This window comes from Kitasatospora sp. NE20-6 (assembly GCF_045862635.1).
The window spans coordinates 91336-108623 of the sequence record NZ_BPRL01000023.1 but is presented as its reverse complement, the minus strand read 5'-3'; the positions used below and the strand labels follow the sequence as shown (position 1 = coordinate 108623).

14 protein-coding genes are annotated in these 17288 nt (G+C 75.0%); 4 read left to right on the top strand and 10 right to left on the bottom strand.

Annotation, left to right across the window (positions count from 1 at the left end; all coding sequences use genetic code 11):
- Positions 1 to 90: 90 nt before the first annotated feature.
- Together SNE206_RS19885 and SNE206_RS19880 are read right to left on the bottom strand one after the other, a co-directional pair.
- On the bottom strand, positions 91 to 1425 hold the full coding sequence (locus SNE206_RS19885; RefSeq protein ID WP_407914767.1) for a DUF1996 domain-containing protein: 1335 nt from the start codon (positions 1423 to 1425) through the stop codon (positions 91 to 93).
- Positions 1426 to 1825: 400 nt separating this feature from the next.
- Positions 1826 to 2824 carry a protocatechuate dioxygenase gene (locus tag SNE206_RS19880; protein WP_407914766.1) on the bottom strand — a complete coding sequence of 333 codons (999 nt, stop codon included), beginning with the start codon at positions 2822 to 2824 and terminating at the stop codon, positions 1826 to 1828.
- Positions 2825 to 3027: 203 nt separating this feature from the next.
- On the opposite strand from SNE206_RS19880, the gene SNE206_RS19875 reads away from it, so the two are divergent.
- The gene (locus tag SNE206_RS19875; protein ID WP_407914765.1) at positions 3028 to 4260 is read left to right on the top strand and encodes a hypothetical protein; all 1233 of its coding nucleotides are present in this window, start codon (positions 3028 to 3030) and stop codon (positions 4258 to 4260) included.
- A 105-nt stretch (positions 4261 to 4365) separates the two neighbouring features.
- On the opposite strand, the gene SNE206_RS19870 is transcribed toward SNE206_RS19875, so the two are convergent.
- The 8 genes from SNE206_RS19870 to SNE206_RS19835 form a co-directional block, all read right to left on the bottom strand.
- Positions 4366 to 5349: an endo alpha-1,4 polygalactosaminidase gene (locus tag SNE206_RS19870; protein ID WP_407914764.1), complete on the bottom strand. Its 984-nt coding sequence runs from the start codon at positions 5347 to 5349 to the stop codon at positions 4366 to 4368.
- Complete coding sequence (locus SNE206_RS19865; protein WP_407914763.1) at positions 5346 to 6053, bottom strand: spherulation-specific family 4 protein; 708 nt, start codon at positions 6051 to 6053, stop codon at positions 5346 to 5348. Before SNE206_RS19865 ends, SNE206_RS19870 begins: the two co-directional genes overlap by 4 nt.
- Positions 6053 to 6961, bottom strand: a complete 909-nt coding sequence (locus SNE206_RS19860; RefSeq protein WP_407914762.1) for an NAD-dependent epimerase/dehydratase family protein — start codon at positions 6959 to 6961, stop codon at positions 6053 to 6055. The genes SNE206_RS19865 and SNE206_RS19860 overlap by 1 nt, the downstream gene beginning before the upstream one ends.
- A 3-nt stretch (positions 6962 to 6964) precedes the next feature.
- Positions 6965 to 7651, bottom strand: coding sequence for a sugar phosphate nucleotidyltransferase (locus SNE206_RS19855; RefSeq protein WP_407914761.1), 687 nt, complete (start codon positions 7649 to 7651; stop codon positions 6965 to 6967).
- 45 nt (positions 7652 to 7696) lie between these two features.
- Positions 7697 to 8710 (bottom strand): GDP-mannose 4,6-dehydratase, encoded by a 1014-nt coding sequence (locus SNE206_RS19850; RefSeq protein WP_405014581.1) that lies wholly within the window; start codon positions 8708 to 8710, stop codon positions 7697 to 7699.
- 116 nt (positions 8711 to 8826) lie between these two features.
- Positions 8827 to 10461 (bottom strand): hypothetical protein, encoded by a 1635-nt coding sequence (locus tag SNE206_RS19845; protein WP_407914760.1) that lies wholly within the window; start codon positions 10459 to 10461, stop codon positions 8827 to 8829.
- On the bottom strand, positions 10458 to 12104 hold the full coding sequence (pelF, locus tag SNE206_RS19840; RefSeq protein ID WP_407914759.1) for a GT4 family glycosyltransferase PelF: 1647 nt from the start codon (positions 12102 to 12104) through the stop codon (positions 10458 to 10460). The genes SNE206_RS19845 and pelF overlap by 4 nt, the downstream gene beginning before the upstream one ends.
- A gap of 130 nt (positions 12105 to 12234) precedes the next feature.
- On the bottom strand, positions 12235 to 14451 hold the full coding sequence (locus tag SNE206_RS19835) for a hypothetical protein (RefSeq protein ID WP_407914758.1): 2217 nt from the start codon (positions 14449 to 14451) through the stop codon (positions 12235 to 12237).
- A gap of 648 nt (positions 14452 to 15099) precedes the next feature.
- On the opposite strand from SNE206_RS19835, the gene SNE206_RS19830 reads away from it, so the two are divergent.
- The 3 genes from SNE206_RS19830 to SNE206_RS19820 all read left to right on the top strand — a co-directional run bounded on the left by SNE206_RS19830 (position 15100) and on the right by SNE206_RS19820 (position 17079).
- On the top strand, positions 15100 to 15273 hold the full coding sequence (locus SNE206_RS19830) for a hypothetical protein (RefSeq protein WP_407914757.1): 174 nt from the start codon (positions 15100 to 15102) through the stop codon (positions 15271 to 15273).
- A gap of 121 nt (positions 15274 to 15394) precedes the next feature.
- The gene (locus SNE206_RS19825; protein ID WP_407914756.1) at positions 15395 to 15796 is read left to right on the top strand and encodes a YciI family protein; all 402 of its coding nucleotides are present in this window, start codon (positions 15395 to 15397) and stop codon (positions 15794 to 15796) included.
- Between the two features lie 5 nt (positions 15797 to 15801).
- A complete protein-coding gene (locus SNE206_RS19820) occupies positions 15802 to 17079 on the top strand; it encodes an RNA polymerase sigma factor (RefSeq protein WP_407914770.1) in 1278 nt (425 codons plus the stop codon).
- Positions 17080 to 17288 lie beyond the last annotated feature (209 nt).

The window sequence follows — 17288 nt, the reverse complement described above, 5'->3', positions numbered from 1 at the left end:
CGCGGCTCCCCGCCCCGGGGAGGGCCGGTCGGGCGGGGCCGGGGCGGGACGTCGCCGTCCCGCCCGGGCCCCGGGTGTGCGGTCGAACCGTCACGGACGGCCGTCGGCACCGCACTTGACGATCGGGTTGATGCAGTCGCGGACGCGCCGCTCCATCTCGGCGGCGGGCCACACGTTGAAGAAGTCGCCGTGCATCGTGTAGCCGGGCCCGGAGGCGAGCCGCAGCCGGGACGGGTCGCCGGTGACCGGGTAGCGCAGCACCTGACGGAGCTTGGGCACCGGCACCGGGTGGGTGGCCGGGCAGGCCCCGCCGACGGGGTACGCCATGTGGCTCTTGTGGTCGGCCGAGTCGAGGTCCTTGCCGTTCCAGCACTGCGGGAAGTCGAGGTACGACTCCAGCATCGTGCCGGCCGGGCAGTTCACGAAGTCGTGCGACGGGTTGACCTGGCCGGCCCACAGGCAGGACCAGCGGGAGATGGTGTTGTCCTGCGGGCCCGTGGACTTGGCGTTGCCCGCGACGATGCGCAGACCGCGGGGGAACGGCTGGGTGTTGGCGATCACGTCGTCGCGCACGCCCTCGCCGAGGTAGTAGAAGGTGGTGCCGGTGGGCTCGACCGGCACGTTGTCCGCGTACAGGGTGGGCACCCAGTAGGAGGAGATGTCGGCGACCGGGTTGCACGTGCCGCCGGCCGTCTCCAGGCTTCCGAGGTTGGAGTTGCCGTTGGTGGCGTTGTTGCCGAAGAAGCTGTGCATGTGCGAGGCGCCGGGCAGGCCGGGGAAGACGATCGGGTCGTCCGGCAGGCGGTGGCTGTACGGGCAGTCCGCGAGGAACTCGGCGACCCGGACGGCGCCCGGCGGCACGGTCTGCGTGCCGAGCGCGCCGAACACCTGGAACTCCCAGAGCGAGACGCCCCAGGCGGTCGCCCGCGTGGTGGCGAGCACCCGCACGTACCGGCCGGTGGCCGACAGGTCGAGGGTCTGCCGGCCGCCGGTGGCACCGGCGACCACGCGGACGGTGACCCAGCTCGCACCGGTCGCGGAGACCTGCACCTGGTAGGCGCTGGCGTAGGCGGCCTCCCAGTCGAGCACGACCCGGTTGATCGAGGCGTTGGCGCCCAGGTCGACCTGGATCCACTGGTTGTCGGCGGCCGAACTCGACCAGCGCGTGCCGCCGTTGCCGTCGACCGCGAGACCGGCGGGGTAGGCGGCGTTCTCCAGGGAGGAGGCGGTGACCGGGCGGCCCTGCGAGATCGGGGTGTCGGCGGCCTGGGCCTGGACGACGGTGCCGGTCAGCACCGCCGCGGCGGTGAGGACGGCGGCGAGGAGCCCGGCCAGCCGCCGACGGGCGGGGGTGCGGAGGCGGGGCAGGGTGAGGGAACGCGGGTGTGCACGCGGTCGTGACCGCAGGCCGAAGGACGACCTCATGGCTCTCCAATCGGGTGGGGGAAGGAGCCTGAAGGTGCGGTGTGCGGTGGTGCCGTGAAGGTGGGGGTTCACTGAGAGAGCGCTCTCTGACGGGAAGATAGGAGGCCCTGCGGGCACTGTCAAGACATCCTGAAGATGCTCCGTCAACGCTCGATCGGCTCCCCCCAGGCCCTACGACACGGGGGAGCGCTCTCCCGGACTGCCCGGCCACCGTCCCAACCACCGGCCCGGCCGCGGCGCTCCGAGCTGTGGAAGCACCCCCGACCAGCGGCGGCGTACAGGTGGGGCACCCACGGCGCACCGGCGCGAGGCGGGCCGCCCCGGCCCTCCCGGGAACGACGGAAGGCGGCACCTCCGCACGGGGAGGTGCCGCCTCGGGGCCGGGCGTCCGACGGCCGGGCTACTTGCCGTCCTTGTCCGGGTCCACCGCGAGCGTGATGACGCCGAGGTAGCCGTCGCCGTCCTCGGTGATCTTGAGCAGCATGCTCGGCCTGTAGATGCTGTCGCCGTCGTTGAAGGTGTCGCGGCCGGTGTGCACGGCGTACGGCGCCTTCGTGAACACCGCCGAGTTGAGCTTCTCGTCCATCATCAGCTGCGTGGTGAGGGTGCGTTCGTTGTTCACGTGCACCATCGCGTGGACGTGCACCGTACGCCCGCGGTACCAGCCGGGCCAGATCGTGGTGAACTCGACGATGCCGTCCTTGTTGGTCACCTGGGCCCCGCGCAGGTAGCGCTTGTCGTCCTGCGGGGTGAGGTCGCCCTGGGCGCCGACCCCACCGGCCCCGCCCGCTCCCCCGGCGCCGCCGCCGGGGGCACCGGACGGCATCCCCGAGGGCATGCCCGACGGCGGCGTGCCGCCGGGGCCGCCGCCCGGACCGCCGGACGGCATCCCGCCGGGCGCGCCGCTCGGCGCCCCGCCACCCGGTGCGCCGCCGTCCGGTGCACCGGAGGGCATCGCACCGCCACCGCCGCCACCACCGCCGGAGAGGCTCTCGGCGCCGGAGTAGAGCCCGTCGGCGTCGCAGTGCCAGATCTCCACCACGGCGTTCGGCACGGCCGCGCAGCTCTCGCTGTCCTGCACCCGCAGCGCCAGCTTGAGCCGCGTGCCCTTGCGGTCCTCGCGGATGTCGGCGCGGATCTTGTCCGCGTCGAAGTAGTACGGGCCCTGCGTGGTGGAGGCCGTGAGCGTGCAGGTGTTGGACCCCGCGAAGAGCCCGGTCAGATCCTCCGTGGTCGACGCCTGGGGCGAGATGCTGACGCTCGCGCCGTCCGAGGCGGTCGCGGTGGTGCTGCCGCTCCTGCCGCACGCCGCGAGGAGGGCGCCGAGGCCGATGCTGCTGATACCGGCCAGGGCCGTCCGGCGGCTGACGCGCTGGCCTTCGTGGTGGTCGTGTTCCATGAGCCGAAGCTAGGGACGGCGGATGAGATCTTCCTGTGGACACTCTCGACCCTTCGTGAGAAGCCCGCCAGGCCCGTTCCGGGGAGGCCGCGGCGGCCCCTGCGGCCCCCGTCGCGCCAAATTCCCGGTACGACGGACCGACGGTCGGATACCCTCGCGCGACCGCCGTCCCGGGCGGCACCGTGCACCGGAGGGCATCACCCATGGCATCCGTCGCCGACGAGCCGGGCGGCACCGCCGCCGACCGTGAGGACCCGCAGCCCGCACCGCCGGCCCCCGCACCGGTCACGGACGTCCCCGCACCGCCCGCCCCGGCGGCGGTCGTGCGCACCCTCCACGCGCCACCGGCCGGTGTGCCCCGGCCCGGCACACCGCCGTACGGCCAGGGCGGCGGCCCGGCACAGCCGTACGGCGGGCCGTGGCGCCAGACCGCCGCGCCCCCACCGCAGCAGCAGAAGCAGCAGATGAGCGGGCAGGCGGTCGCGTCGTTCGCGCTGGGCATGTTCGGATTCGCCGTCGTGACCTGGGCGGCGGGCCTCGCCCTGGGCATCGTCGCGCTCCTCCGGCTGCGCGGCCGTCCGGAGGTCCGCGGCCGGGGGCTCGCGGTCACCGGCATCGTGCTGTCCTGCGGGTGGGCCGTGGTGCTCGCCCTCACGGTGCCCTCGCTGATCGGCCGTGCGGCGGACGCGGGGACGGTCCCGGTGGTGGAGGTCGGCCCGGGCGGCTGCTTCGAGGAGGGCCCGGACTCCGGGGGCCGGCTCCCGCGCCGGGTGACGCCCGCGCCGTGCGACGGGCCGCACCGGGGAGAGCTGTTCGCCGTGGTGCCGCTGGCCGGTGGCCCCTACCCGGGTGCGGACGCGGCCGGCCGCGCGACCGCGACGGGCTGCACCGCACGCCACGGGCAGCTCGACCTGGACCCCCGGTCGCTGCCCGCGGCCGTCCGGGTCCTGCCGTACCCGCCGACCCGGGCCGACTGGGCGGCGGTGCCCGGCTGGGGCCTGTGCTTCTACGTCTCCGACGAGCCCCGCACCGGCGGCCTGCGGCGTGACCGCACCGCGTACACCGAGGACCAGCTCACCTGGCTGACGGCCACCCGGCCGCTGTTCGCCGCGCTCTCCGCGGAGCCGGCCGGCAGCGCCGCCGAGAAGCCGGAGGAGTACCGGCGGTGGGCCCACGACGTCTCCGACGGGGCGGCCCGTGCCCGGGCCGGGCTCGGCGTGTTCCCCGCGGACCGCGCCGGCGGCCTGATCGCCGAGTTCCGGACCCGTCTCGACGCGCTGCAGCGGCATGCCGCGGCGGCCGCCGTCGCCGCGGACCCGGCCCTGCTCACCACGGCGGTCGCCACCCTGCGCACCGACCTGGGGGCGCTGTCCGACGCCCCGTCCCGGACGGCGCTGGGGCTGCCGCCCGCGGTGCCGCTGCAGGCCCGGAGTTGACGGCGGCAGCGCCCCGGGGCCGGCGGCCCGGCTGCGGTCGGCTGCGGCCCGGCTGCGGTCGACCGGCAGCCCGGCTGCGCGGCCCGGAACGGAACCGACGCTACGTCAGCACGGCTTGCGCCAGGCGTCGAGTTCGAGGTGCTTGGTCATGGAGCTGAGGCCGAGCTGCCGGCTCCGCGCGCAGTAGCGGTCGTTGGGGGTGGTGTACTCGACGTGGAAGACCGCCTTGCCCGCCGCGAGGAACGGCTTGAGGGCGTCGCACTCGCCGAACTCGGCGCACTGCTCGTTGACGGCGAAGTCGAAGTCGCCGACGAGGGCCGGGATCTGGTCGAGGTCGTTCTTCAGCCCGACGGCGAGGCCGCGGTCGTGGGCGAGCTTGGCGATCGCCCGGTTGTAGGCGAGCTGGTCGGCCGCGCTGATCCGGAAGCCGGTGTCGGCGTGGTAGTTCTCGACGAGGTCGGGCTCGACGGCGTCGAAGCCCTTCGCGCGGCACATGTCGAAGCGGCGGGCCATGAGCGGCAGCAGGACGTCGGTGCGGCGGACGTCGAGGGAGGCCTCGCCCTTCCAGCCGTTGCCCTCGCCGCGGACGGCGGCGGGGAAGTCCTTGGCGTCGCTGCGGTAGTCCTCGTACGCGCCGACGTTGACGTAGCAGATGACCTTGCGGCCCTGGGCGTGCAGCCGTGCGACGGTGGCGGCGTCGTTCTCGAAGCCGTCGATGTCGTAGACCGGCACGTCGACGCCGGTGTCGACGCGGCCGTCGAGCTGCCACTGCCAGGCGGTGCCGGGCCTGGGCTGCCAGCGGGCCTGGGCGGGCGGCGGGTGGGAGCCGGCGGTACCGCCGGTGGCGGATCCGCCGGGGGCCGGGGAGCTGCCGCCCGGGGACGGCGAGGACGGGGCGGGCGAGGCGGGCGAGGCGCTCGCGGACCCGGACGCGCTGCCGGGGCCCGTGCCGGTGGGTGCGGCGGTGACGGTGTCCGGCGCGGGGCCGGCCCCGTCGTCACCGTCGGAGGAGCAGCCGGCGAGGGCGAGCAGCAGGGCCGCGGCGAGGGCGGCGGCGGGTGCGGCGGTGCGGGTCCGTCGGGTCGTCACGGGCTCTCCGTCGTCGGGGCGGGTGTCGTCGCGGCCAGCGCCGGGACCGGCGCCAGGACGGGTGACAGGGTGCGCCACGGATTGTCCCCCGTGCCGTGGGTGGCGTAGTGCAGGGCCGCGCCGCGCAGGCGCGCCTCGCTGGCCACGGCGCGCACCCGGCCGGGCGGCACGCCGTGCAGGAGGTGGCAGAAGCGTTCCGCCGGGTGGTCGAGGGTCCAGCGCGGCACCCGGTCGCTCTCGTACGCGTCCCAGTCCCCCTCGAAGGTGACGAGGACGTCGGCGACGTCGTCCGCGGCGTACGCCGGGTCCGGGTGGGTGCCGTGGCCGAGCACGACCGTCTCGCAGCCCAGGGCGCGGGCGGCGACGGTGAGCCGCCGCTGGTGGGGCAGGAACGCCGGGTCGGTGGGTGCCTGGTCGAAGTAGACGCCGTCCGTGCCGTACCAGTCGCGGTGGCGCAGCAGGTCGTCGGTGACGGCGGCGTGCGGGCGCTGCCCGTAGGCGGTGTCGGCGTATCCGAGGATGCGGACGCCGGCCTCGCGGAGCTCCGCGAAGGGTTCGGCGAGCACCGGGTCGGGGGCGGTGCCCGGGCCGTCGGCGGCGTTCAGCACGACGGCGTACAGGCGCGGTGCGGCCCGCACGAGGGCCCGCCAGGCGGACGGGTCCTCGGCGGGGTGCACGTAGAGGGGGACGAGGAGTCGCTCCATCAGGGGGTGGGCTCCCGGGTGTCCTTCAGGCTGTGCCACAGGTCGGCCAGCGAGTCGGCGAGCGGGATCAGCGGCTCCCAGCCCAGGCCGAGCGCGGTGGTGATGTCGGCCTGCTGCCAGGAGACGGCGGCGGAGCGTTCGGAGCCTGCGCCGTGCTCCTCGATGCGGCCGCGGAATCCGGCGGCGTCGGCGAGGGCGCGGGCGGCGTCGCGGACGGGCCGGGCGGCGCCTCCGGCGATGTTGACGACCGGCGGCAGCGGGCCGGTGGCGGTGAGGACGGCGGCGACGGCGCGGGCCACGTCGCGGGCGTCGACGAAGTCGCGGTGCGCGGAGAGGTCGCCGACGGTGACGGTGCCGTCCGGGCCGGCGCGGCGGATCTCGGCGGCGAGCCGGCCGGGCAGCGAGGCGGCGGGGGCGCCGGGCCCGACCGGGTTGAACACCCTCAGCACGACGGCGTCCTGGCCCGCGGCGGCGGCCTCGGTGACGGCCAGGGTGCCGGCGAGCTTGGTGGCGCCGTAGAGGCCGCCGGGACGGGCGGGAGCCTGCTCGTCGAGCGAGGTGCCGTGCGGGCAGGCGCCGTACTCGGCGGCGGAGCCGAGGTGCACGAGGCGGCTCGCGGGCAGGGTGGTGCGCAGGGCGGCGGCGAGCACGGCGGGGCCGCGCGCGTTGAGGCCGGTCTGCCGCAGTCCGTCGCCGGTGACGGCGCCCGCGCAGTTGACGACGGCCGCGGGGCGCAGCTCGGCGAGCAGGGCGGCGAGGGCGGCCGGGGTCGCCTCGGCGAGGTCGAGGGCGACGTCGGCGGTGGCGGTGCGGCCGGCGCGGACCACCCGCGCGCCCGGGAGGGCGCGCAGGTGGTCCGCGATGTGGCCGCCCAGGAAGCCGGTGGCTCCCAGGACGAGGACGTCCATCGGTCAGGCACCCCGCAGCAGGAGGTCGCGGTGCTCGTGGAAGTCGGCGTTGGCGCGGTCGTAGTCGTCGGGGCGGCCGATGTCGAGCCAGTAGCCGTCGAACTCGTACGCCTGCGGCGGGGTGCCGGCGGCGAGCAGGTCGAGGACGAGGTCGTCGAAGCCCAGGGGGCGGCCGGGCGTGTAGCGGGCGAGGGTGGTCCGGGAGAGGCCGTAGACGCCCATCGAGACGTGGTAGTCCATGCTGGGCTTCTCGCGGAACTCGGTGACCCGGCCGTGCTCGGTGGTGAGGACGCCGAAGTCGATGTCGACCTTGCGGGCGTAGGTCGCGATGGTGAGCGGCGCCTCGGAGTCGATGTGCTGCTTGAGGACGTCGCCGTTCATGACGAGGAACTGCTCGGGGAGCCGGTCGAGCATGGTGAGCAGCGGGCCCATGGTGCCGAGCGGGCTGTCCTCGCTGGTGTAGGTGACGTCGAGGCCCCACTGGGAGCCGTCGCCGACGTAGGCGCGGATGATGTGGCCGAGGTGGCCGATGGCGAGGGTGCAGCTCTCGAAGCCGGCCGCGGCGAGCTGCCGCATGACGATTTCGAGGATGGCGTGCTGGTCGCCGATCGGCACCAGCGGCTTGGGCAGCGCCGTGGTGTACGGGCGCAGGCGTACGCCCTTGCCGCCGGCCAGGATGACAACGTGCATGCTGGTGCTCCTTGTCTGGGGTGCGGTGGGGTGCGGGCGCCGGGGTCAGACGTTGTACAGGTCGGTCTTGTAGCGGGCCAGGTTCGCCGGGTCGCGGAAGAACGCGATGGTGGCGAGCAGGCCGTCCTCCAGCGAGTGGGCGGGGGCCCATCCGGTGGCGGTGCGCAGCCGGGTGGCGTCGGCGACGAGGCGCATGACCTCGGAGGCGGCGGGCCGGATGCGGTCGGTGTCCTCACGGACCGTCAGGTCGGCGTCCATGAGCTTGCCGATCAGGGAGACGAGGTCGCCGACGGAGATCTCGCCGCCGGTGCCGGCGTTGAAGGTGCGGCCGACGACCTGCTCGGCGGGGGCGGTACCGACGGTCGCGAAGGCGGCCGCGGTGTCCTTGACGTAGAGGAAGTCACGGGTGGGCCGGAGGTCGCCGAGGGTGATGGTGCGCTCCCCCGCGGCGACCTGGCCGATGACGGTGGGGATGACGGCGCGCATCGACTGCCGCGGCCCGAAGGTGTTGAACGGGCGCAGCGTCACCACCGGGGTCTCGAAGCTCGCGTGGTAGCTGTCCGCGAGGCGGTCGCCGCCGGCCTTGGAGGCGGCGTACGGCGACTGCGTGTTGATCGGGTGGTCCTCGGTGATCGGCACGGTCTGCGCGGTGCCGTACGTCTCGCTGGTGGAGGTGTGGACGAGCCGCGGGATGTCGAGGTGGCGGACGGCCTCCAGCACGTTGAGGGTGCCGGTGACGTTGGTCTCCACGTACGAGTGCGGGGCCCGGTACGAGTACGGGATCGCGATGAGCGCGGCCAGGTGGTAGACCGCGTCGGTGCCCTTGACGAGGCCGGTCACCGAGCCGGGGTCGCGGACGTCGCCGAGGACGATCTCGACGTGGTCGAGGATCTCGGCCGGGAGCGTCTCCAGCCAGCCGAACGACGAGAAGGAGTTGTACTGGACCATCGCGCGGACCCGGTGACCGCCGGTGACCAGGGTCTCGACGAGATGTGACCCGATGAAGCCCTCGGCGCCGGTGACGGCGGCCAGGGGGTTGCCGGTGGTGCTGCTGCTCATGGCGAGCCTCCGATGTGTGGGAACGCGGATTCGGCGGGCGGCCCGGGCGCGCGCGGCGCGGTCGGGCAGGGATGTGCCGGGCGGGGCGGCGGTGGCCGGCGGGTGCCGGCGCGGCGTCATCTGTGCGCGGTGACGCGGCCGGTCCTCGCCCGGGTGATGAGGATCATGGCGGCCACGGCGAGGCCGGTGGCCGCGAGCCCGGCCGCCTCGGCGGCGGCGGGGTGCACGGCGGTCGCGGTGGTCTCCGCGACCGCCGCGGCGGTACAGATCAGCGCCGGCGGCCAGACCGCGCCGAAGACCTGGAGCAGCAGGGCCGTCCAGAGCAGTGCGCCCAGCAGCAGCAGCGCACCGAGCTGGCCGGCGGCGGGGAGCCGTGCCGTCCAGAGCAGGGCGGCGCCGCCGCCGAGGGCGGCGAGCACGGCGAGGTAGCCGGCGAGCAGCCCGAGCAGGGTGCGGTCGGTGCGGGTGCGGAACTGCTCGGCGGTGGTGCTGGTGTGCAGGGCGGTGACCGAGCGGCTGCGGAACCGGAAGAGGAGCCACTCGGCGAGGCCCATGCTGAGGGTGAGGGCGACCGCCGCGGAGGCGCCGCCGGCCGGGGCGGGCCGCCACGGGTCGCCGAACGACGCGGTGAGGACGAGCGCGCCGACGGCGAGGCCGAACAGGCCGTGCGGCAGGCTGTCGGCGACGGGCACCCCGCCCGCGGGCGGCGGGTCGCCGGCCCGCAGGCGCCGCCCGGTCTCGATGCCCGCGAAGGCGGCGGCGAGGACGAGCGAGAGCGCGGGCCCCGCGAGGGCGACGTGCTGCGGCAGGTCGGTGGCGAGGGTCGCCGCGGCGGCGGCCGCGGTGGGGGTGAGCGCGCCCATCAGCCGCTTGGCGCGGCGGGTGACGAGCAGCACCGTGGCCGAGGCGAGGTAGAGGGACTGCCCTGCGGCGAACAGCAGCACCGGCCAGGTGGCGCCGGCGAGGGCGGCCGCGCCGGTGCCGAGGACGGTCGCCGCGAGGCCGCCGCGCAGGAGGCTGCGGCCCACGGCGTACCGTGCGCCGAGGGCGCGCCAGGCGTAGGCGCGGTGGGCGAGGGCCTGGTTGAGGGCCCAGCCGACGAGCGCGGTGAGGGCGAGGGCGCCGGCCGCCGTACCGGAGCGCAGGAAGGGCGCGGCGGGCAGGTAGGCGAGGCCGGGCAGGGCGAAGAGCAGGCCGCGCAGCAGGGTGCGCAGCGGGTCGGCCTGCCACGGGTCGGCGGGCTCGGGCGGCGCGGTGTGGCGGCGCTCGGTGCGGGCGAAGAGCTCGTCGGCGATGGAGAAGGAGTCGGTGCGGCCGTAGAGGACGGCGGCCTGTTCGTCCGTCAGGCCGTCGGACTCCAGGACGGCGGCGATCTCGAAGGGGTGGACGGCGCGGGCGCAGACGTCGGCGAGGCGCTCGGCGAGTTCGTCCAGCGGATCCGCGGGCAGCGGGACGGGCGGCCCGTCCGGGGCGGTGCGGAGGCCGGCGGCCTGCGGGTCGACGACGCGCAGCGCCATGGTCTCGTCGGCGGCGGGCTGCGCCTCGCCGGGCTTGAGGATGCGCAGCGCCATGGTCTCGTCGGGTGCGGGCCGGGCCTCGCCGGGCCTGAGGACGCGCAGGGCGACGGTCTCGTCGGGCCGGTGGCCCGCGCCGTCGCCGTCGGCGGGTGCCGTCCGGCGGCGGGGCAGGCGCAGGAGCACGGTGTCCTCGGGGCGGGGCCCGTCCTCGGAGAGGTTCAGCAGGGTGCTCATCCGGCGGCTCCCACGGCGGCGGGGCCGAGGTCGGCCGGGCGGGCGTCGGCCGGGCCGGCGGCCGCGGCCGCGGCGGCGGCGGCGCGCAGGGCGGGGCTCCACCAGTCGAAGGGGCCGCTGTCACGGGCGGGCCGGAAGCGGTCGCGGCGGTCGAGCTCCTGGTAGATCTCGCGGAAGGAGTCGATGGTCTGCCGGAGCGTGAACTGCTCGACGACGCGGGCGCGGGCGCCGCGGCCCATCTCGGCGCGGCGGGCGGGGTCGCGGAGCAGTTCGACCGCGGCGCGGGCCATCGCCTCGGGTTCGCGCGGCGGCACGACGAGACCGGTGTCGTCGACGGCCTCGCGGACCCCGCCGACGTCGGTGGAGACGGTGGCGCGTCCGCAGGACATCGCCTCGATGAGGGTGAAGGGGAAGCCCTCGCTGATGCTGGAGAGCATCACGATGTTGCCGGCGGCGTAGGCGTCCCGGATGTCGTCGACCCGGCCCTCGAAGACCACCCCGTCGCCGACGCCCAGGTCGGCGGCGAGCGCCTCGCAGCGCTCGCGGTAGGCGGCACCGCCGGCCGGGGTGCCGCCGAAGAGCCGGAGCCTGGCGGCGGGTATCTCGGCGCGGACGAGGGCGAACGCCCGGATCAGCGTCTCCAGGTCCTTGATCGGGTCGACCCGGCCGGCCCAGCTGAGGGTGGGCACCTCCGGCTCGGGCCCGGCGGGCGGGAACGCGGCCGGGTCGACGCCGTTGTAGACGGTGCGGATGCGGTCGGCGGGCGTGCCGGCGCGCTCCTCCCAGCGGCGGTTGTAGCGGTTGCCGGGGGTGACGAGGGCGGCGCGGGCGTAGCTCTCCACGGCGAGCATCCGGTAGAAGCCGAGCACCAGGGCCTTGACCGGCCACGCGTAGCCGGTGCCGTAGCCGAGGTAGCGCTCGCGCAGGTAGATGCCGTGCTCGGTGAGGAGGAACGGCGTGCCGTGCAGGTGGTTGCCGACCAGGCCGGGCAGGGCGGCGAGGCCGCCGCTGACGGCGTGCAGCACGCCGCCCGGCTTGGGGTGGGCGGCGAGCGGGCGCAGGGCGTGCTCGAGGAGTTCGGTGGCGGTGAGCGCGTCGTGCAGGCTGGGGCGGGCCGCGGAGGTGGCGAGGTGCGGGCGGTTCCACACGTCGGCGAGGACGCGGAGCGCGGCCTCGGAGCGCAGGGCGGGGCTGAGCCGGCCGGCCCGGGCGTGGTCCGCGAGGACGTACAGCTCGGGGCCGAACGCGGCCTCCTCGGCCGGGTCGAGGAGGGAGAGCAGGAAGCGCTCGTAGCCGGTGAGGAAGGCGCGCATCGCGTTGCCGCGGGGGGCCTGGCCGGCGGGCGCGGGGCCCCACAGCGGCACCGCCCGGACGTCGGTGACGTGCGGGGGGAGGTCCCACGAGAGCGGCTGGCCGCCGGTGCCGGTGACGGCGACGACGCGGAACTCGACGTCGGGCATGCCGGTGACGAGCTGGTCGCACCAGACGCTGACGCCGCCGTGGCTGTGCGGGTAGGTGCCCTCGGTGAGCAGGGTGACCCGGGTGCCGACGAGGTGCGCGAGATCGGCGGTGCGGGTGGCGCCGGCCGACGGTGTCTGCGGTTCGGGGACGGCCGCCGGGACGGCGTGCAGGTGGTTGGTCATGGTTTCCCCCCCAGGAAGTGCCGCCCCCGGGACGGCGGGCGGTGCGGAGCGCGTGGTGCGGGGCGGGGTGCCGGGCCGGGGCGTGGTGCGCCCCGGCCCGGCCCGCCCGTGGCGGGTGCCGCCGGCCGGATCAGCCGGTGGTGCCGCCGGCGGTCTGGTCGAGCGTGTCGCTGTCGGCGGCGGGCCCGGCGGGCACCGGGGTCTTGACGCCGCTGGGCACGGGCAGGATGCGGGCGGTGGCGGTGGTGGTGGTCTTGAGCACCTTGGCGACGGCCGTCAGGAGCCCCTCGCTGCCGCTGGGCAGCTTGAGGGTGACGCTGGTCTGCAGCAGGCCGGGACCGGCCCAGCCGGACAGCTTGCCGGCGTAGGCGGTGCCGAAGGCGGTGGTGCCGACGAGCTGCTGCTGCACCGTGCCGGTGGGCACGGTGGCCTGGACGAGGGTGCCCGAGGGTGCGGTGATGGTGACGGTGTCGCCGATGCGGTAGGCGTTGACCTGGCCGTCGGCGATCGCGTCGGCCCAGGCGGCGCGGCGCTTCAGCTCCGTGCCGATGTCCTTCTGACGGAGGTTCACCAGCGGGGTGTCGGCGGTGAAGAGCGAGTCGTACTCGTTGAGGATGCTCTCCATCACCGGGTAGGCGATGCGGCCCTCCGCGTAGTTCGACTGGTGCACGAAGTGCGGTCGCGGGTCGTTGCTGATCGCCCGGTTGACGGCGAGGCGGGCCTCCAGCGGCACGATGTAGTCGGCGTAGCCGGTGGTGGTGTCGAGCGGGGTGGGCAGGCAGGTGCTGGTGGCGGGGTTGTCCTCGCAGATGCCGCTGCCGCCCTGCGCGCGGGAGGTGTAGATCCAGTTGTACTCGTCCACCTCCTCGCCGGCCGTCGCCGCGTTGTAGAAGACGTTGAGGGGGTAGCGGGGGACGGTGAGGGCGTTGCCGACGGCGCGCTGGTCGTGCTCGCGGGAGGCGTCGCTGGCCAGCCAGGTGGTGCCGGTGGCGTTGACGGCGGGGCCGAGGTACGGGTTGTCCGTGGGCTGCTGCGGGTTGGTGACCAGCCCGGAGTGCTCACCGGTGACCAGCTCGGTGTTGTCGGCCGCGGTGAGGCCGTTGGTGGACGCCCAGGTGCGGTTGTTGGTGATCTGGCCGGTGATCTCGGCCTGACTGGTCCACACGGTGGCGCCGCTCGCGTTGGTGCTGCAGCGCCACGGCACGACGGTGACGTCCTGCACGCAGCCGAGGAAGGCGTGCGTGTAAGTGTGGTTGATCCAGCGGTAGGAGCTCTGGTCGGCGATCAGCTGGGCCGCCAGCGGGTCGGTGCCGCCGTTGTCGTCCTTGAAGTCCTCGCTGCCGGAGCCGTTCCAGGCCAGGTCGAGCTTGAAGCCGTGCGTCTGCTGCCACTGCTTGAGGTACAGGGCGTCGGCGGCGGTCATCCGGATGGGGTGCTCGTCCGGGTTGCTGCCGGGCGGGCAGGTGACGTCGCCGGGGGTGCACTTGAGGGTGGTGTCCCAGCGGTCGTCCGACATGAAGACGTCGTCGACGTGCAGCGCGAAGTAGTTGCGGTCGTAGCCGAGGTGGACGCCCTGGGTGGCCCACTCGACGATGCCGCGGGCGAGCTGCCGGTACTGCCGCTGGTACGCGTTGTAGACGAAGCTGACGACGAGTTCGCGCCGCCCGTCGTGGGCGTACTCGCCGACGAGCGAGCCGCGGCTGCCGCTGTGGCCGGGGATCGGCGCGTCGACGTACGGGGTGAAGGTGGCACCGGCCGCCTGCTGGGCGAGCGCGGGCGCGAGGAAGCCGTAACTCTCGGGGACGCTGGGCGAGTTGTCCTCGAAGGCGATGCCGCCCTCCAGGTAGCCGAACGGTCCGGCGCTGCCGGCCGCGGTGACCTGGGCCTGCGTGCCGTCCAGGGTGCCGGCGTAACCGGTCGTGCCGGCGCCCCAGTCGAGGCCGACGGCCGGCTGGGAGTACGTGTAGGCGTCGACCTGGCGGATACCGAACTGCTGCTCGTAGGCCGCCAGGGCGGTGAGTTCGTCCGCGCCCAGACCGGCAGGGGCGTTGCTGGGCATGACGACGGCCTGGAACTTGGCGCGCGGGGCGCCGGAGACCGTGTCGCTGAGGAAGGCCGCGGCGATGGTCGGCCGACCGGATGCGTTGAGGTCGACACGGGTGTACGGCACGCCGGTGCTGTCGAGTTCGGCGACGATCGCGCCGACGGCGGGGCCGCCGTCGTCGACGATCAGCAGCCGCAGGTCGATCCTGGGCGTCGTGACGGCTGCTGCGCCGGGAACCGGCGACAGTGCCATCACGAGTCCGGCGACCGTGCAGGCAGCGGCAATTCGGGCTCTACGCCCCATGAGGTGTCCCTCCCCCTCGGACGGCGCGCGGCTACGCGGTGCCGCCGTCCGACTTGTGCGATGTGCGAAGTGTGTGACGCATGATCACGGGTGCGCGCCGCCACCGGGCGTCACGCACTGTCATCCCCCGCCGGACATCGTATGACGATCCGACCCCTCGGCATCCACCGAATCCACCCGACAGGTTCAAAATTGACCGACTATCAGCACATTGGTCAGACGCCGTTTCACCTGCGCGCATGACGCGCGCCCCCGCGCGCCCCACGGGCCGTGCACGACCGGCCGGGCCCCACCGTGGCACCTGCCGTCCGGGCCCGCTCCCCCGGCGGCCGAGCGCCCGCGGGCCCGCTCCGGCACGTGTGACGAGCACCACATGTCGATCGGCCGGGCGTGTCGCAGACACTGCGCACACGGCCGTTCCCGGCCACCGCGGCGGCCCGCCGCCGCCGGCCGAACGGCCCTCGGCCGACCTCCGCCTCGGCTCCGGAACCGCCCCCCGGGATCAGCGCACCCGCGTCCCGGGGCGCCCGCCTCCCGGGGCGGGAACGGACGGCCCGCGGGGCGGACGGCGCGTCAGCCCGGGCGGGAGCCGCGGCCCCGGTACCCTTCCCTGACGAGACCGCGACCGTACGTGGGAAGGCCAGGCCCATGACACCGTGCTCCTCCTCCCCCGGCTGCACCTGTTCCCGGCAGGCGCTCGCCGAGCAGGCGCGCGCCTGGTCGCTGCCGCGGCACCGGCGGCCGGTGCCGGCGGGCACCGGGCAGGTCGTCGACTCGTTCCTCTCGTGGTGGGGGCGCGCCCGCCGGGCGGACCTGCGCTGACCGCAGGCCCGGAGAAAAAAGTTTCCCGGATCCCGGCCGGGGATGTCGAAATCGGCGCCGCAGCTTCTACCCACCCATGACAGCACCCCGCACACGGGTGCCCGGACATGAGGAGAGAACGATGAAGTACATGCTGCTGATGCAGTTCAGTGCCGCGAAGGCCGAGTTCCCGATCATCACCGAGTGGGCGGAGAGCGAGGTGCAGGCCCACATCGACTTCATGCGCGAGACCAACGCGAAGCTCGTCGCGGACGGCGAGTTCGTGGAGGCCCAGGGCCTGGCGTTCCCGGAGGCCGCGAAGATCGTCAGGGCCGGTCACGACGGCGCACCGCTGGTCACCGAGGGCCCCTTCCCGGAGACCAAGGAGTTCCTGGCCGGTTACTGGATCGTCGACTGCGAGACCGAGCAGCGCGCCGTCGAGATCGCCGCGCACGCCTCCTCGGCCCCCGGCCCCGGCGGCAAGCCGCTCAACATGCCGATCGAGGTGCGACAGGTGATGTTCGCCCCGCCGACGGAGCTCTGACCCCGATCACCGGCGGCCCCCGCGTCGACGACCTGCTGCGCACCCTCGCGCCGCAGGTCGTCGGCGTGCTCACCCGCCGCCACGGCGACTTCGACGCCGCCGAGGACGCCGTGCAGGAGGCCCTGCTCGCCGCCGCCGTGCAGTGGCCCGCGGACGGCCTGCCGCAGCACCCGAAGGCATGGCTGGTGCAGGTCGCGGGGCGCCGGATGACGGAGCACGTCCGGGGGGAGACGGCGCGGCGCCGCCGCGAGGAGGCGGTCGCGGCGCAGGTGCCGGACGACCGCCGGGCCGCGCCGCCCGCCGACGAGGACGCCGCCGCCGACCGCGACGACTCGCTGACGGTGCTCTTCCTCTGCTGCCACCCGGTGCTCACCCCGCAGGCGGCCGTCGCGCTGACGCTGCGCTCGGTCGGCGGGCTGGGCACCGCCGAGATCGCCAGGGCCTTCATGGTGCCGGAGTCCACGATGGGGCAGCGGATCAGCCGCGCCAAGCAGCGGATCAAGGCCTCCGGCGTGCCGTTCCGGCTGCCCGGGCCCGAGGAACTGCCCGGCCGCCTCGCGCTGGTGCTGCACGTGCTCTACCTGGTCTTCAGCGAGGGGTACGCCACGAGCGCCGGCCCCGAGCTGCAGCGCGTCGACCTGTCGGTGGAGGCGATCCGGCTGGCCCGGGCGCTGCACCGGGAGGTGCCCGGCAGCAGCGAGGCGGCCGGGCTGCTCGCGCTGATGCTGCTCACCCACGCCCGCAGCGCCGCCCGTACGGGCCCCGGCGGCGAGTTGGTGCCGCTCGCCGAGCAGGACCGCGGCCGGTGGGACGCGGCGGCGATCACCGAGGGCGTGGCCCTGATCACGGCGACCCTGCCGCGCGGTCCGGTGGGTCCGTACCAGGTGCAGGCGGCGATCGCCGCGCTGCACGACGAGGCGGCCACCGCCGGGGAGACCGACTGGCCGCAGATCCTGGCGCTCTACGACGTGCTGCAGGGGCTGGCGGACAATCCGGTGGTGGCGCTCAACCGGGCCGTCGCGGTGGCGATGGTGCACGGCGCCGGCGCGGGGCTCGCGTCCCTCGCCGCGGTCGAGGCGGACGGACGGCTGGCCGGGCATCAACGGCTGTATGCCGTAAGGGCCCACCTGCGGGAGACGGCCGGTGAGCGGCAGGCGGCGATCACCGACTACCGGGCCGCAGCCGAACGTACCACCAGCCTGCCGGAAAGGCACTACCTGACCTTGCGCGCGGCACGGCTGGCCGGAGAGCCGGACAGGACGGGCGGCGACCTGCGAGACTGATGGTGATCAAGTGTCAGAATGTAACCGGTGTGACGCTCTTGACACGGCATCTGAGCATCGTAAGAGTGTGGGAGCGCTCCCAGAGAGCCCTCTCCCAGGACCCCCTCGAAAACCCCCTCCAGACCCCCCAAAACCCCCGAACCCTTCCGCCGAAGCACCACCCTCCCGTCACGCACCGAGACGGCGCACCGTCGCACCGTCATCACCCC

Coding starts and splice junctions, on each gene's coding strand:
- SNE206_RS19885 (WP_407914767.1), bottom strand. CDS start 1,425: ATGAGGTCGTCCTTCGGCCTGCGGTCACGACCGCGTGCACACCCGCGT.
- SNE206_RS19880 (WP_407914766.1), bottom strand. CDS start 2,824: ATGGAACACGACCACCACGAAGGCCAGCGCGTCAGCCGCCGGACGGCC.
- SNE206_RS19875 (WP_407914765.1), top strand. CDS start 3,028: ATGGCATCCGTCGCCGACGAGCCGGGCGGCACCGCCGCCGACCGTGAG.
- SNE206_RS19865 (WP_407914763.1), bottom strand. CDS start 6,053: ATGGAGCGACTCCTCGTCCCCCTCTACGTGCACCCCGCCGAGGACCCG.
- SNE206_RS19860 (WP_407914762.1), bottom strand. CDS start 6,961: ATGGACGTCCTCGTCCTGGGAGCCACCGGCTTCCTGGGCGGCCACATC.
- SNE206_RS19855 (WP_407914761.1), bottom strand. CDS start 7,651: ATGCACGTTGTCATCCTGGCCGGCGGCAAGGGCGTACGCCTGCGCCCG.
- SNE206_RS19850 (WP_405014581.1), bottom strand. CDS start 8,710: ATGAGCAGCAGCACCACCGGCAACCCCCTGGCCGCCGTCACCGGCGCC.
- SNE206_RS19845 (WP_407914760.1), bottom strand. CDS start 10,461: ATGAGCACCCTGCTGAACCTCTCCGAGGACGGGCCCCGCCCCGAGGAC.
- pelF (WP_407914759.1), bottom strand. CDS start 12,104: ATGACCAACCACCTGCACGCCGTCCCGGCGGCCGTCCCCGAACCGCAG.
- SNE206_RS19835 (WP_407914758.1), bottom strand. CDS start 14,451: ATGGGGCGTAGAGCCCGAATTGCCGCTGCCTGCACGGTCGCCGGACTC.
- SNE206_RS19830 (WP_407914757.1), top strand. CDS start 15,100: ATGACACCGTGCTCCTCCTCCCCCGGCTGCACCTGTTCCCGGCAGGCG.
- SNE206_RS19825 (WP_407914756.1), top strand. CDS start 15,395: ATGAAGTACATGCTGCTGATGCAGTTCAGTGCCGCGAAGGCCGAGTTC.